This is a genomic window from Amycolatopsis arida (assembly GCF_900115565.1).
GTDB classification, from domain to species: domain Bacteria; phylum Actinomycetota; class Actinomycetes; order Mycobacteriales; family Pseudonocardiaceae; genus Yuhushiella; species Yuhushiella arida.
Genome location: NZ_FOWW01000001.1, coordinates 774893 through 789061 on the forward strand (window position 1 = coordinate 774893; position 14169 = coordinate 789061).

The window sequence follows — 14169 nt, forward strand, 5'->3', positions numbered from 1 at the left end:
TCAGTAGCGGTAGTGGTCGGGCTTGTACGGCCCCGCCACGTCGACGCCGAGGTAGTCGGCCTGCCGCGGGGTCAGCCGGGTGAGCCGCACCCCGAGCGCGTCGAGGTGCAGCCGGGCCACCTTCTCGTCCAGGTGCTTCGGCAGCCGGTGAACGTCCACTGTGTACTCGCCGGCGTGGGTGAACAGCTCGATCTGCGCGATGGTCTGGTTGCTGAACGAGTTCGACATCACGAAGCTCGGGTGGCCGGTGGCGTTGCCGAGGTTCATCAACCGGCCCTCGGACAGCACGAGCACGGCGTGACCATCCTCGAAGGTCCACTCGTGCACCTGCGGCTTGATCTCGACGCACCGGATGCCGGGGACCCTCGCCAGGCCGGCCATGTCGATCTCGGTGTCGAAGTGGCCGACGTTGCCGACGATCACGTTGTGCTTCATCCGCGCCATGTGCTCGGCCATGATGACGTCGGTGTTGCCGGTGGCGGTGACGAACACGTCCGCCCGGTGCACCACGTCGTCGAGTTCGACCACCTCGAGCCCGTCCATCGCGGCCTGCAGCGCGCAGATCGGGTCGATCTCGGTCACCACCACCCTGGCGCCCTGGCCGCGCAGCGACTCGGCCGCGCCCTTGCCCACGTCGCCGTAACCGCACACCACGGCGAGCTTGCCGCCGAGCATCACGTCGGTAGCCCGGTTCAGCCCGTCGGCGAGGGAGTGCCGGATCCCGTAGCGGTTGTCGAACTTGGACTTGGTCACCGCGTCGTTGACGTTGACGGCGGGGAACAGCAGCCGACCCTGCTCGGCCAGCCGGTACAGCCGGTTGACGCCGTTCGTGGTCTCCTCGGACACGCCGCGGATCTCCTCGGCGATCCTGGTGAACCTGCCGGGGTCGGCGGCGAGGCTGCCGGCGAGGACCCGCAGCATGATCCGGTGGTCCTCCGGGTCGTCGGCGAACGGCGCGGGCACGGCGCCGGCGGTTTCGAACTCCACTCCCTTGTGGACCAGCATCGTGGCGTCACCACCGTCGTCCAGTAGCAGGTTCGGCGGTCGCCCGCCGGGGAAGGTGAGCAGCCGCTCGGTGCACCACCAGTAGTCGGCCAGCGTCTCGCCCTTCCAGGCGAACACCGAGACACCACCCGGCTTCTCCGGGGTGCCGTCCGGGCCGACCACCACGGCCGCCGCGGCCTCGTCCTGGGTGGAGAAGATGTTGCAGGACACCCAGCGCACCTCGGCGCCGAGCGCCACCAGCGTCTCGATCAGCACCGCGGTCTGCACGGTCAGGTGCAGCGAGCCGGCGATGCGGGCGCCGCGCAGCGGCTGGGTGGCGGCGTACTCGCGGCGCAGCGCCATCAGGCCGGGCATCTCGTGCTCGGCGAGGCGCAGCTGGTGCCGACCGGACTCGGCGAGGGAGAGATCGGCCACGGCGAAGTCGAGGCCGTCGACGGTGCGGAGCTTGTCGGACACGAACACCTCCGGAAACTCACGGAGGCGCCCTTGGAACTCGTCGGTCGGAGACCGAGCGTGGCGGATCGGCTGATCCGTCGCAGCGCCTCTCGGGCTCCGGAGCCGCGCCGGTCGGTGGCGCGACGAGCTCAGGTTGCCAGCGCCCGCCGCGCGCTGTCAAACACCCTCGACCCGGGCTCGAGCGGGCCCGGTGCGCTCAGCCGCGCCGGGCCCGTGCCCGCCGCTTGCCCTCGTGCATGGCCTGCACGCGGGGAACCGGGATGGTGTGCCCCTCCTCGACGAGGTCGGCGAGAAGTCGTTGCGGCGGCGGCATGTGCGCGACCCACGGGTCAGTGCCGGCCACCAGCGCGGGCACGGTGCGCACGGTGAAGTCGGCCGGGGTGACCCGGTCGAGCTCGTCCCACGGGACCGGGAAGGAGACCGGCGTGCCGGGCCGGAGGCGCGGGCTGTAGGTGGCCACCACGGTCGCCCCGCCGCTGCGGGTCGGGTCGAGGAACACCTTGCCGCCGCGGTCCTCCCGGATGAACGCCGTCGTCGCCAGCGCCGGGTCGATCCGCTCGGCCCTGACGGCGAGCGCGCGGGTCGCGGCGGCCACGTCCTCGTGCGCGAGCCCGGGCTCCAGCGGCACGAACACGTGCACCCCCTTCGCGCCGCTGGTCTTGACCATTCCGGACAGTTCCGCGGCGGCGAGCGCCTGCCGGACCAACTTGGCGGCGCGGACCACCACGGCGAACCCCGCACCCTCCGGCGGGTCGAGGTCGAGCACCAGGTGGGTGGGATGGTTGCCCTCCTCGACGCGAACCAGTGCCGGGTGGTACTCCACGGCCCGCTGGTTGGCGAACCAGAGCAGCGTGCGCCGGTCGTCGCACAGCGCGTAGGTCACCGTCCGCCGCGACGACTCCGCCCACAGCGACACCGTGCGCACCCAGGGCGGTGTGTACTTCGGGACGTTCTTCTGCATGAACGGCGCCTGCCCGCGGAGCACCCTGATCACCGACAGCGGCCGGCCGGCCAGCTCCGGCAGGATCCGGTCACGCACGGCGTCCAGGTAGTCCACCAGGTCCCGCTTGGTCGCGCCGGCACCGTCGAACAGCGGCTGGTCGAGGTTGGTCAGCGGCACCCCGGCCCGCTCCTCCTTGTTCGTCAACCCACCCTCCCAAGCCGGCTCATCGGCTCACCTTCGCCGACCCGCGCCGGGCGGTCAACAGGGCGTCACCGGCGTGGGGCGGCGAGCACGCCGTCGAGCAGGCCGGGGAAGAGCGCGTCGAGGTCCTCGCGGCGCAGCCGGCTCAGCCGGGTGGTGCCCACCGAGCGCCCGACGATCACGCCCGCCTCGCGCAGGGTGCGCAGGTGGTGGGTGAGCGTGGACTTGCTCACCGGGACGTCGAACCCGGCGCAGGTGATCTCGCCGTCGCACTCGGCGAGCTGGCGAACCATCTCCAGGCGCACCGGGTCGGCCAGTGCGTGCAGCACGGCCTCGATGCGGATCTCGTCGCGCTCGGGGAACGGCAGTGCCGCGGCGGAGGCGTTCATCGGCCCATTGTACGAAGCCTCTCGAACTTTGTCGGGAACTACTTGTACGATGCGAATCGAACTACGAAGATCATCGAACCACTGGGGAGTGGCATGTCCGATTCCGCCGTCCAGACACCCGCCCGCCGCACCGCGGTGCTCGCGCTGGGCACGTTCGCGGCCGGCACGAGCGGGTACGTCGTCGCGGGCCTGCTTCCGGCGCTGAGCACGGAGCTGGCCGTGTCCCCGGCCGCGGCCGCGCAGCTGGTCACCGCCTTCGCCATCGCCTACGCGGTCGGCTCACCACTGCTCGCCGCGGCGACCGGGCGCTGGGAGCGGCGGAAATTGCTGGTCGCCGCACTGCTGGTGATGGCGCTCGGCAACGCGCTCGCCGCGGTCCTGCCCGGGTACGCGGCACTGTTCGGCGCGCGGATGGTGACCGCGGCGGGCGCGGCGCTGTACACGCCCGTGGCCAGCGCGGTCGCCGGCGTTCTCAACCCGCCGGAGCGGCGCGGGCGCGCCGTCGCGATCGTCTTCGGCGGGCTGACCGTCGCCACCGTGCTCGGCGTGCCGCTGGGCAGCCTGCTGTCGCAGTACCTCGGGTACCGCTGGGTGTTCGCGCTGGTCGCGGTGTTCTCGGTGGTCGCGGCCACTGCGGTGCACGTCGCCGTGCCGCGGGTGGCCGCGCCGCCACCGGTGCGGCTCGCCGAGCGGTTCGCCGTGGCCCGCGACCCGCGGGCGCTGGCGCTGCTCGCCACGACGGTGCTCGGCGTGCTGGCGGCGTTCAGCGTGTACACCTTCATCGCACCGGTGCTCGGCGCCACCGCGGGGATCGGCGGGACGGCGCTGAGCGTGCTGCTGTTCTGCTACGGGGTGGGCGGCGCGCTGGGCAACGTGCTCGGCGGCGTGGCCACCGACCGGTGGGGCGCCCGGCGGCCGCTGCTGGTGGTGATCGCCGCGCTGACCGTGGTGCTGGCCGCGTTGCCCGCGGTCGCCACGACGCCGGTGGGCGCGGGCGTGCTGCTGTTCGTCTGGGGTGTGGGCACGTGGTCGTTCAACCCGCCGATGCAGCACCGGCTGATCGAGCTGTCCCCCGGCGCCGGCGGGCTGCTGCTCTCGCTCAACGCGTCGGCCATCTACCTCGGCGTCGGGCTGTCCGGTGTGGTCGGTGGGCTCGTGCTCGGCCACGGCGGCCCGCTGCTGCTGCCCGAGGTCGCCGCGCTGCTCACCGCGGCCAGCGGGGTGGTGGTGCTGCTGTTCGGCTGGCGGGCCAGGGTGGCGACGCCGGCGGTGCCCTGAGCACCGTGCGTCAGGTCCGACCGGGCACCAGTGCGTGGGCGGCCTGCGCGCCGGTGACCGGCTCGGTGTGCACGACGGCGGCGGTCAGCCGGGGCACGGTGCGGACGAGGTGGTGCTCCACCCGGTGCGCGATGAGGTGGCCCTGGTCGACGGTGAGGCCGGCGTCCACCGCGATGGACAGCTCGACGCGCAGGGTGTGGCCGATCCAGCGCATCCGGACCTCGCCGACGCCGTGCACGCCGGGCACCTCGGCGGCGCCGCGCTCGGCCAGGTCGACGGTGGCCGGGTCGACTCCGTCGAGCAGGCGGCCGAGCACCTCGCGGGCGGCGTCGCGCAGCACGGCCAGGATGGCCACGGTGATCAGCAGGCCGACGATCGGGTCGGCCAGCGGGAAGCCGAGCGCGACGCCGGCCGCGCCGAGCACGACGGCGAGCGAGGTGAAGCCGTCGGTGCGGGCGTGCAGGCCGTCGGCGACCAGCGCGGCCGAGCCGATCCGCCGGCCGACCCTGATCCGCCAGCGGGCGACCAGCTCGTTGCCGGCGAAGCCGATGACGCCGGCCGCCGCGACGATCCACAGGTGGGTCACCGGCTGCGGGTCGAGCAGTCGGCGGACGGCCTCGTACCCGGCCAGCGCCGCCGACGCGGTGATGATCAGCACGACGACCACGCCGGCGAGGTCCTCGGCGCGGCCGAGGCCGTAGGTGTAGCGGCGGGTGGCGCGGCGCCGGCCGAGCAGGAAGGCGAGGCCCACCGGAAGGGCGGTGAGGGCGTCGGCGAAGTTGTGGACGGTGTCGCTGAGCAGGGCCACCGAGCCGGACACCAGCACCACGGCGAGCTGGGCGAGCGCGGTCACGAGCAGCACCGCGAACGACAGCACCAGGGTGCGCATGCCCTGCTTGCTGGCCTCGAGCGCGGTGTCGAACCGGTCGGCGCTGTCGTGGCCGTGCGGGGTCAGGAGGTGGCGCAGCCGCGACCACCAACCGCCGTGGTCGCGAGTGTGGCGGTGGCCGTGGCCGTGCCCGTGGCCGTGGCCGATGCCGTTGCCGTGGTCGTTGCCGTGGGGTCCGCTGGGGTGATCGTGCCGGCGTGCCATGGTCCGATCTTCCCCCGCCGGCGGCGACGACGCCAGGTCCTTCGCGCGTCACTGGGCTTCTCGGCACATCACCACACCCGGCGGTGACACCGTGCCGCGACGTCCAGATCGGACGGTGCTCCCGGTCGGATGCTCGTGCCGAGGAATCAGGCGTCGCTGGGCGGCGGTGTCCAGCCGGTCCGCTGCGCCCAGTCGTCGGCGTGTCGGATGATCTCCCACATGTGTGGGACCTTGGCCTCGGTGTAGGCGCGCCGGTCGTCGATCGTGGCGGCGAGGTGTCGCTTGACCTCGGCGTAGCGTTCGGCCGCGGCCGGGTGCGCGCGCAGGTAGTCGCGAAACAGCAGGGGGAACTGCTCGGAGAAGCTGCCCGCCCGGCGTACGTGGATGTGGGTGCGGGGGCGTCCCGAGCCGGGTGCCTCCCGGAAGTACCGCTTGGTGCGCTCGGGATTGTCGGCGCGGTGATGGAAACCGAGGCGTTCGAGCGGGGCGCGGTAGGCGTCCAGCGGCTCGAAGTCGGCCACCGACACCTGGACGTCGACGACCGGTTTCGCGGCCAGCCCCGGAACGGCCGTGGAGCCGATGTGGTCGATCCGCAGCGCCACCGACCCGAGCGCGCCACGCAGAGCCCGCCCCAACTCGGCGAACCGGGCCGCCCAGGCCGGGTCGTACTCGACGGGCCGCAGCGCGCTCATCGTGTGGCGTCCTCCTCCGGCCTCCTTCGAGGTGCCGCGCGGACATGTGCGCGCTCGCCCTGTCGCCCGATGAGGCTGAGGTACTCGACGGGGCCGGCGCTGGTGGCACCGAACCAGTGCGGGGTGCGGGTGTCGAACTCCGCGGCTTCCCCCGGTTCGAGGACGAGGTCGTGCTCGCCTAGGACCAGGCGCAGCGTGCCGTTGAGGACGTAGACCCAGTCGTAACCCTCGTGGGTGCGCGGGTCGGGCTCGGCGTCGTCGTCCCCTCTCGGAAGGACGAACTTGTAGGCCTGGATGCCGCCGGGCCTGCGGGTCAGCGGCAGGATGGTCGATCCGTCACCGCAGGCGATCGGACGCAGGGTGATCCGAGGATCGCCGGTCGGTGGTGCGTCGACGAGCTGGTCGAGGGTCACCCCGTGGGCGCGGGCGAGCGGCAGGAGCTGCTCGAGCGTGGGCCGCCGCAGGCCGGCCTCGAGCCGGGAGAGCGTGCTGGTGGAGATGCCCGTCTCCGCGGCGAGCCGGGCCAGGGTGATGTCGCGGCGCTGCCGTAGCTGCTTCAGCCTCGGCCCGACCGCATCGAGCGTACGGTCCGTTGCCTCGTCCATGCCTCCAGCTTGCCATTCGGCAACAGGCTTTGCCGGCCCGCCTTGCCGGTTGTCACCATCGCTGGGCGTGGAACGAACGGGGAGGACGAGGAGATGGCGCACGGGTTCGACAAGGAGTACTGGGAGCGGCACTGGCGGCAGGGAGGCGTCGGCGGCCGTGGACCCATGGGCGGGAATTCGCCGAACCCGTACCTTGCCCGGGAGACCAGCGAGCTGGTGCCGGGCACGGCGCTGGACGCGGGGTGCGGTGCCGGCGCCGAGGCGATCTGGCTCGCCTCGCGCGGGTGGCGGGTGACCGCGACCGACATCTCCTCCGCGGCACTCGCCCGCGCCGCCGAGCGCGCGGCGGCGAGCGGCGCGAGTGAGCGCCTGCGGTGGGTTGAGGCGGACGCGAGCGTCTGGAACCCGGGCACGCGATTCGACCTGGTCATGACCCACTACGCCCACCCGGCGATGCCGCAGCTGGAGTTCTACGACCGCATCGCCGGATGGGTGGCGCCCGGCGGCACCTTGCTGATCGTCGGTCACCTCCACACCCCCACCGCTACCGGCGGCGGCCAGGGCCACGGTCAGAGCCAGGGACATGGCCACGGGTCCGGGCATCGTCCGCCCGCCGAGGCGTCGGCCACCGACGCGGCCATCACGGCGCGGCTGGACGAGACGGCCTGGGAGGTCGTCATTGCCGAGGAGTGCCACCGAACCCTCGCCGGCCATGGGGGCGTGGAGGTTTACCTTCACGACGTCGTCGTGCGCGCCACCCGGCGCCACTAGCCACCCCATCCGCCACTGGCGCCGAGCTCCTGCTCGGGCGCCAGTGCCCGCTGCCCGTCGACACCACCGTCGGCGTCGTGGCGTGGGAGCCGCGCCAGGAGACTCCCGCATCGGTCGCCGTTCGGCGGTGAGACCGCGGCGACCGACGACACCGTTACCGGTGGGGCAACGGGGAGCTCGCGACGAAACGGGGCGCCCCGTCGGTCACGTCGAGGACCCGTGGGCACACGGCCGAGACCGCGCTCCGCGAGTTCGATCAGCTCCGCCACAAGCCCACCCCACCCCCGGCCGACCCTACTCGGAGCGGGCAGGGAAGTCCCCGGGATCCGAGTGGAGGGCTGGGCCGGATCCCGGGGACAGGCACCAAGGCCCCCTTGGTGGCGTTGAGCCCGATCAAGGGGGCCTTGGTGGCGCCATGCGGCTCTCGGGCCGCCCTGCCTTACTCGCCGTTCTTGCCGACGTCGGAGCGGGCGGCGGCGCGCACGATGCGCGCCCTCTCCTGCTCGGAGATGACGCCGCGCGCGACGAGGTCGGCGGTGACCTGCCGAACGTGCTTGACGAACTGCCCGTGGTTGGCGTACTCGCCGTGCTCGTCGATCAGGTCGTTGATCGTGCACCCGTTGCCGGTGTCCACATTGGCCACCGTACTGTCGTGGTTGCCGATGACCACCGTGGGCCGCACGTCCGAGCCGGGACAGGCGTCGGAGTCGGCGGCGACCACCGTGAAGGTCACCGACCCGATCTCCGAGGCGTTGCCTCCCCGGTCGGTCGCCCGGAACCGCACGGTGTGCTCGCCCGGCGAGGTCACCACCACCGGCCCGCCGTAGTCGCCGAACCCGGCGCCGTCGAGCTCGTACTCCACCGACGCCACCCCGGAGCCGGCGTCCACCGCGGACACCGTCACCGTCGCCGAACCCACGTAGTGCCCCTCGGCGTCCTGGTCGCCCGCCACGGATGCCGAGACCGTGGGCGGCGTGGTGTCGTCCGGCGCCGGCTCCACCACGGTGAACGACACCGACCCGACCTCGGAGGCGTTGCCGGCGTGGTCGGTGGCCCGGTACCGAACGGTGTGCTCGCCGGGCGCCGACACCACGACCGGCGCGGTGTACGGCTGGAAGGACCCGCCGTCCAGCGCGTGGGTCAGGGTGTCCACACCGGACACGGTGTCCCGCGCGGAGATGGTCACCGTGGCCGCGCCGACGTAGTTGCCGTCGGCGTCCTGGTCACCGGCCACCGTCGCGGAGACCTCGGGTGGCGTGGTGTCACCGGGAGCGGGCTCCACCACGGTGAACAGCACCGACCCGACCTCCGACACGTTTCCCGCGTTGTCCGCCGCCCGGAACCACACCGTGTGCTCACCGACCTGGTCGACGGTCACCGGCCCGGTGTAGGGCACGAAGTGCCCGGCGTGCACCGCGTACTCCACCGAGGCCACCCCGGACCCGGCGTCCCGCGCCGAGATCGCCACCGTGGCCGAGCCGACATAGTTGCCCTCGGCGTCCTGGTCACCCGACACCGACGCGGTGACCACGGGCGGCGTGGTGTCGTCCGGCGTCGGCTCCACCACGCTGAACAGCACCGACCCGGTCTCCGAGAGGTTCCCGGCGTTGTCGGTCGCCCGGTACTGCACCGAGTGATCGCCCGGCCGGTCCACCGTCACCGGCCCGGAGTACGGCTGGAACCCGGTGTCGTCCACCTCGTACTCCACCGACGCCACTCCCGAGCCGGCGTCCTCGGCCGACACGGTCACCGTGGCCGACCCGACGTAGTTGCCCTCGGCGTCCTGGTCACCCGACACCGACGCGGTGACCACCGGCGGCGTGGTGTCCGCCGGCGCCGGCTCGACGACACCGAACGACACCGACCCGACCTCCGACACGTTCCCGGCCCTGTCCGTCGCCCGGAACCGCACGGTGTGCTCACCGACCTGGTCGACGGTCACCGGCCCGGTGTAGGGCTGGAACGCGGCACCGTCCATGGCGTACTCCACCGACGCCACGCCGGAGCCGGCGTCCTCGGCCGACACGGTCACCGTGGCGGATCCGACGTAGTTGCCGTCCGCGTCCTGGTCTCCGGACACCGCCGCCGCCACCGAGGGCGGGGTCGTGTCGTCGCCCCCGCCGTCGTCGGTCACCTCCAACACACCGGCCATCTCGCCGTGCCCCGGCATCGCGCAGTAGTACCGGTACGTCCCCGGCGTCAGCGTCACCTGCGCCTCGTGCAGCCCGTTCTTCGCGTCGAACGGGCTGGCGACGATGTTCAGGTCGACGTCGTGGTTGTACCCCGGGCTCGACGTGTCGAACGTCAGGGTGTGCGCCATCCCGGTGGTGTTCCCGGTGGCCAGGCTGTTCTCGAAGACGATCGTCGCCGGCCCGGCCGTGGCCGTGGTCGGCGCGATCGGGTACTCGGTCAGGCTGTCGTTCGCGGTCCACCGCAGCACCTGCTCCGCGGCAGCCGTCGGCGCACCCGACCGTGCCGCCCCGGACTGCGAGGCGGCCGAGGTCGGCAGCCAGAGCGCGGCCAGCGCGGCGACCAGCACGGCCACCGCCGTACCGCGCGCCGCGCCCGACCGGCGCGCCAGTAGTCGTGAAAACATGGTTCTCTCCTGCTCTCGGCGCCCGCCGCCGGTACGGCCGGCCGGAACGCGCCGGCCGGCCGCACCGAGGGCTACAGCTGCCGCACCCGGATGTTGCGGAACTCGATCAGGTCGTTGTTGCCGTGGTTCTGCAGCCCGATGAACCCGCTGGCGAACTGGCGCAGGTCGGTGGGCGGGTCACCGGCGCGCGACGACTGCTTGCCGGGGAGGTTGTCGAACTCGTTGATCACCACGCCGTTGCGCAGGATCGTGTAGTGCTGCCCGACCACCCGGATCTCGTAGTCGTTCCACTGCCCCTTCGGCGTCGCGCCGGCCTGGTCGAGCCCGACCGGGTCGAAGTTGTAGATCGAGCCGGTCTTCTGCGGCTCACCGGAAGCCCCGTCGTAGATCTGCACCTCCTGTCCACAGTAGATCGCGACCCACGCCTGCGACGTGCGAGCGGCGCCCTGGGTGCCGCAGCTGCCCGGTGGCCGCTGCTCCAGCGGGGTCCGCGGGTCGGGGAACCGCACGAACACCCCGCTGTTCGCCCGGTGCTCCCCCGGCGCCACGTCGCGGAACCGCAGCTTCAGCGAGAAGTCACCGAACTCCTTGCCCGCGTACCACAGCATTCCCAGCCCGCCGGAGCTGCGCAGCGAGCCGTCCGGCTGGATCTCGAACCGACCACTCGGGGCCTGCTCCCAGCCCAGCAACGACTGCGCCGTCCCGTCGAAGATGGCCTCGTACCCGGTGTCACCCTTCTTCCCGATGTCCGACCGCGCGGCCGCCCTGGACAACGCCCCGTGCTCCTTGCCGGTGATCACGCCGTCCTTCTCGAGCCGCTCGAGCACGCCGTTGACGTGACTGACGAACGCGCCGTGGTTGGGCCACGTGCTCTCGTCGTCGATCAGGTCGTTGATCGTGCAGCCGCCGCCGGCCCCGTGGTTGGTGACCCCGGTGTCGCTGTCCCGCAGCCACACCGTCGACCGGTCGTCCGGCACCGCGCACTCCACGGTCACCTCGGTGCTCGTGGTGGACACCTCACCGTCGGCGTAGGTCACCGTCAGCGTCACGGTGTAGGTGCCGACGGCGGCGTAGGTGTGCCGCGGGGTGGCCTCGGTCGACGTGGCACCGTCGCCGAAGTCCCACCGGTAGGACACCCCGCCGGAGCGTCGAGCGTCGAACGCCATCGTCAGCGGCTTGTTGTGCACCGCCGTCGCGCCCACGGTCGGGCTCGGCGTCGCCGGCCCACCCTCGTAGGTGATCCGGATCAGCTTCTGGTTGTCGCTGAGGCTGAAGAACCCGCTGCCGTAGTCGATCATGTACAGCGCCCCGTCCGGGCCGAACTGGGCACCCATCCAGCTCTGCAGCTGCTCGCTGCCGCCGCCCGGCCGGATGATCTTGCGCAGGTCCTCGCCGAAGGCCGGCGGCCCCTGCTCGGCGACGGTATCCGGGTTCACCGTGACCGCGACCCGGTTGTTCGGGGTGCACTCGTCGCCGACGAACCACTTGCCGTCCCAGTACTCCGGCCAGGCCACGGCGCTGTCCGCCGCCGCCTCGGAGCGGTAGTACGTTGGTCCCGGCATGATCGCCTGGCAGCCGCCACGGAAGTAGGGCTGGGTGTAGGTGGCGTCCTCCTCGACGTACGTCGGCACCCCGCTGCCGTCCGGGCGCTCCGGGAATACCGGTCCACCACCCTGCGGCGCATACCAGATCATGTTGTCCCGCGCCGGCGGGATGTCCACCAGCCCGGTGTTGCGCGGCGAGGTGTTCTTCAGGTCGTCACAGTCGTACCAGCCGGTCAGCACCTCCGCGTCGGTGTTGCTGCGGTCGCGGTAGGGCTGCCGGTTGCCCATGCAGTACGGCCAGCCCTGGTTGCCCGCGGACGTGATCACCGTGGCCGTCTCGTACTTCGCCGGGCCCAGCTCCGGGCTCGGCGCCCCGGCGTCCGGACCGACCCAGCCGGTGGTGAGCCAGCCCTTCACCGGGTCGACGTGCAGCCGGGTCGGGTTGCGCACACCCATCACGTAGATCTCCGGGCGGGTCCTGTCCCCCGGGTCGTCGGCCTCCGGGAAGAGGTTGCCCTCCGGGATGGTGTACGTGCCGTCCGGCCGCGGCCGGATCCGCAGGATCTTGCCGTTGAGGTCGTTGGTGTTGCCCGACGTCCTGCGGGCGTCCTGGAAGGACAGTCCCTTGTAGTCCTTGGTCCAGTTGTTGCCGGAGTAGCCGCTCGACCCCTGCGACGAGTTGCTGTCCCCGACGGCGATGTAGAGGTTGCCCTCGGCGTCGAAGTCCAGTCCGCCGCCCGCGTGGCAACAGCTGTGGATCTGGGCGTCCCAGCTCAGCAGGTCCTTGCGGGAACCGAGGTCGATCGTCTCGGTGGCGTGGTCGTAGGTGAACCGCGACACCGTCCGCTGGCCGATCCGCTTGTCCCGGTCGATCGAGTCGTGCGGCATCCAGTAGACGTACAGCCAGCCGTTCTCGGCGAACTCCGGGTCGACGGTGATGCCGAGCAGGCCCTCCTCGCTCTTCACCAGCTCGTCACCGGCGCCGCGGTTGCCGAACACCTCCAGCGTGGTCAGGAGCTTGACCTGCCTGGTGTCCGGCTTCCACTGGTGGATGGTGCCACAGCCGAGGCCGATGTCCGGGTGGGTCCAGCTCGGGATCGGCCCCGAGGGGCAGGCGGCCTTGCCGACGAAGAAGACCGTCCCGTCGGGCGCGACGGTCAGACCGTGCATCTCGCCGTGCTGGTCGAGCTGGCCCTGCTGGTTCTTCCCGGTGAGCCGCTCGGTCTTGTAGTTCGCGGCGATGGTCGCCTGGCAGTCGCCGCGGACCGCACCGGTGGTCCACCGCAGCGCGCCGAGCAGGTGGCCGCGGAAGAGCTCCTCGTCGTAGCTCTCCGGGGTGCCGCCCATCCCGGTGTAGAACGACCGGCCGCCGGCGTAGTCGCGGCACCAGGAGATCGGATGGAACGGCCCGTTCGCGGCCGGCCCCGGGTCGTAGGTGTGCTCCTGCACCTGGGCGACCGTGTGCACCTCACCGACCGGGTTCGGGTCCCAGTTGGTCCAGATGTCGGTGCGGGGCCAGGTGAGCGGAAGATCCCTGGTCGCCGGGTGCCGCCGGTCGGTCACGCTGACCACGGCCTCCCGCGGGGTGGGCTCGGTGGTCGGCGGCGGGGTGGCGTCGGCGCCGTAGAGCTCCAACTCGGCGAGCTGGGTCAGCGGGTCACCGGCGTTGGCGGTGACGTCCAGCCGGTAGAACTTGTAGGGCTGAGTGTTGTCGAACGCGTACTCCTTGGTCTGGAACCGGTCGGGGAAGGTCTCCCCGGTCCGGCGGTCCAGGTCGGTCCAGCTCTGCCCGTCGGCCGAGCCCCGCAGCGTCCAGTCCTTCGGGTCACGGCCGGGCGCGTCGTTGGCCGAGCTGAGCGCGTACCGATTGACCACGGTCGGCTCGGCCAGCTCGACCGTCACCCACCCGGTCGGCGCGAAGGTCAGCCACTTGGTGCCAACGTCGCCGTCGACCAGCTTCTCCTTGGTCTCGTTCGGCGGGTTCTCGCCGCTGGCGCCGACCGCGGCGGCCTCCTCCGGGGTGGGCCGGTTGCCGGCGGGGCGGGTGCCGACCAACCCGGTGAACCACTCCGACCGGGCCTGCGCCCGCGCGGCGTCCCGGATCCCGAGGAACCCGCCGCCGGCGGCGATGTAGTCCTGGAACGCGGCCTCCTGTGCCATGGTGAGCTCGGCGCCCTCCGCGGAGAGGAACACGACGCCGCGGTAGCGGGCCAGGTTGGCCGGGCTGAACACCGCCGGGTCGGTGGTGGTGTCGACGGTGAGCCCGTTGCGCTCGCCCAGCTCCTCGATGGCCTCGGCGGCCCGCGTCACCGGGTCGTCCTGCGCGTCCGGCGCGCCGGAGAACACGAGGACGTTGATCCCCGACGCGGCGGTCTGGGCGGACTCGCTGGCCTCGGTGGACTCGGCGGGCGGCGCGCCGGCCGCGGGGGCGGCGGACAGCCCGAGCGCCAGTGCGGCGCCGGTCAGCAGGACCATGACGCGCCGCGCGAACCCGCCCCGCCGGAGCGGTGCCGGCCCGGCACGCCGGTCGCGGTGGGAACTCGGTAGACCTCTTCGACCCATCCCTACTCCTTCACTCGTGGTTCGGCGTGACCGG

Annotated in this window: 10 protein-coding genes; 2 read left to right on the forward strand and 8 right to left on the reverse strand. The window is 72.4% G+C overall.

The window, feature by feature from the left end:
* The 3 genes from ahcY to BM051_RS03635 all read right to left on the reverse strand — a co-directional run bounded on the left by ahcY (position 1) and on the right by BM051_RS03635 (position 2994).
* Positions 1-1461 (reverse strand): adenosylhomocysteinase, encoded by a 1461-nt coding sequence (gene ahcY, locus BM051_RS03625; protein ID WP_092528500.1) that lies wholly within the window; start codon positions 1459-1461, stop codon positions 1-3.
* 196 nt (positions 1462-1657) lie between these two features.
* On the reverse strand, positions 1658-2608 hold the full coding sequence (gene ligD, locus BM051_RS03630) for a non-homologous end-joining DNA ligase (RefSeq protein ID WP_092527798.1): 951 nt from the start codon (positions 2606-2608) through the stop codon (positions 1658-1660).
* A 65-nt stretch (positions 2609-2673) separates the two neighbouring features.
* Positions 2674-2994 carry an ArsR/SmtB family transcription factor gene (locus BM051_RS03635; protein ID WP_092527801.1) on the reverse strand — a complete coding sequence of 107 codons (321 nt, stop codon included), beginning with the start codon at positions 2992-2994 and terminating at the stop codon, positions 2674-2676.
* A 93-nt stretch (positions 2995-3087) separates the two neighbouring features.
* Here BM051_RS03635 and BM051_RS03640 point away from each other — a divergent pair, with 93 nt between their 5' ends.
* On the forward strand, positions 3088-4272 hold the full coding sequence (locus BM051_RS03640; protein WP_092527804.1) for an MFS transporter: 1185 nt from the start codon (positions 3088-3090) through the stop codon (positions 4270-4272).
* 10 nt (positions 4273-4282) lie between these two features.
* Here BM051_RS03640 and BM051_RS03645 read toward each other — a convergent pair whose 3' ends face one another.
* The 3 genes from BM051_RS03645 to BM051_RS03655 form a co-directional block, all read right to left on the reverse strand.
* Positions 4283-5365, reverse strand: a complete 1083-nt coding sequence (locus tag BM051_RS03645) for a cation diffusion facilitator family transporter (RefSeq protein ID WP_092527807.1) — start codon at positions 5363-5365, stop codon at positions 4283-4285.
* Positions 5366-5511: 146 nt separating this feature from the next.
* Positions 5512-6057, reverse strand: coding sequence for a GrpB family protein (locus BM051_RS03650; RefSeq protein ID WP_092527810.1), 546 nt, complete (start codon positions 6055-6057; stop codon positions 5512-5514).
* Positions 6054-6662, reverse strand: a complete 609-nt coding sequence (locus BM051_RS03655; RefSeq protein WP_092527813.1) for a helix-turn-helix domain-containing protein — start codon at positions 6660-6662, stop codon at positions 6054-6056. Before BM051_RS03655 ends, BM051_RS03650 begins: the two co-directional genes overlap by 4 nt.
* Positions 6663-6671: 9 nt before the next feature.
* Between BM051_RS03655 and BM051_RS03660 the strand changes: the two genes are divergently transcribed.
* A complete protein-coding gene (locus BM051_RS03660; RefSeq protein ID WP_244894458.1) occupies positions 6672-7433 on the forward strand; it encodes a class I SAM-dependent methyltransferase in 762 nt (253 codons plus the stop codon).
* 439 nt (positions 7434-7872) lie between these two features.
* Here BM051_RS03660 and BM051_RS03665 read toward each other — a convergent pair whose 3' ends face one another.
* Positions 7873-10029 carry a chitobiase/beta-hexosaminidase C-terminal domain-containing protein gene (locus BM051_RS03665; RefSeq protein WP_092527819.1) on the reverse strand — a complete coding sequence of 719 codons (2157 nt, stop codon included), beginning with the start codon at positions 10027-10029 and terminating at the stop codon, positions 7873-7875.
* 71 nt (positions 10030-10100) lie between these two features.
* A complete protein-coding gene (locus BM051_RS03670) occupies positions 10101-14135 on the reverse strand; it encodes a ThuA domain-containing protein (RefSeq protein ID WP_092527822.1) in 4035 nt (1344 codons plus the stop codon).
* Positions 14136-14169 lie beyond the last annotated feature (34 nt).

What these genes read in the sequence shown, in the direction of transcription:
- BM051_RS03670 (WP_092527822.1), bottom strand. Translation starts at nt 14,135, where the DNA reads ATGGGTCGAAGAGGTCTACCGAGTTCCCACCGCGACCGGCGTGCCGGG.
- BM051_RS03650 (WP_092527810.1), bottom strand. Translation starts at nt 6,057, where the DNA reads ATGAGCGCGCTGCGGCCCGTCGAGTACGACCCGGCCTGGGCGGCCCGG.
- BM051_RS03665 (WP_092527819.1), bottom strand. Translation starts at nt 10,029, where the DNA reads ATGTTTTCACGACTACTGGCGCGCCGGTCGGGCGCGGCGCGCGGTACG.
- BM051_RS03640 (WP_092527804.1), top strand. Translation starts at nt 3,088, where the DNA reads ATGTCCGATTCCGCCGTCCAGACACCCGCCCGCCGCACCGCGGTGCTC.
- BM051_RS03645 (WP_092527807.1), bottom strand. Translation starts at nt 5,365, where the DNA reads ATGGCACGCCGGCACGATCACCCCAGCGGACCCCACGGCAACGACCAC.
- BM051_RS03655 (WP_092527813.1), bottom strand. Translation starts at nt 6,662, where the DNA reads ATGGACGAGGCAACGGACCGTACGCTCGATGCGGTCGGGCCGAGGCTG.
- BM051_RS03635 (WP_092527801.1), bottom strand. Translation starts at nt 2,994, where the DNA reads ATGAACGCCTCCGCCGCGGCACTGCCGTTCCCCGAGCGCGACGAGATC.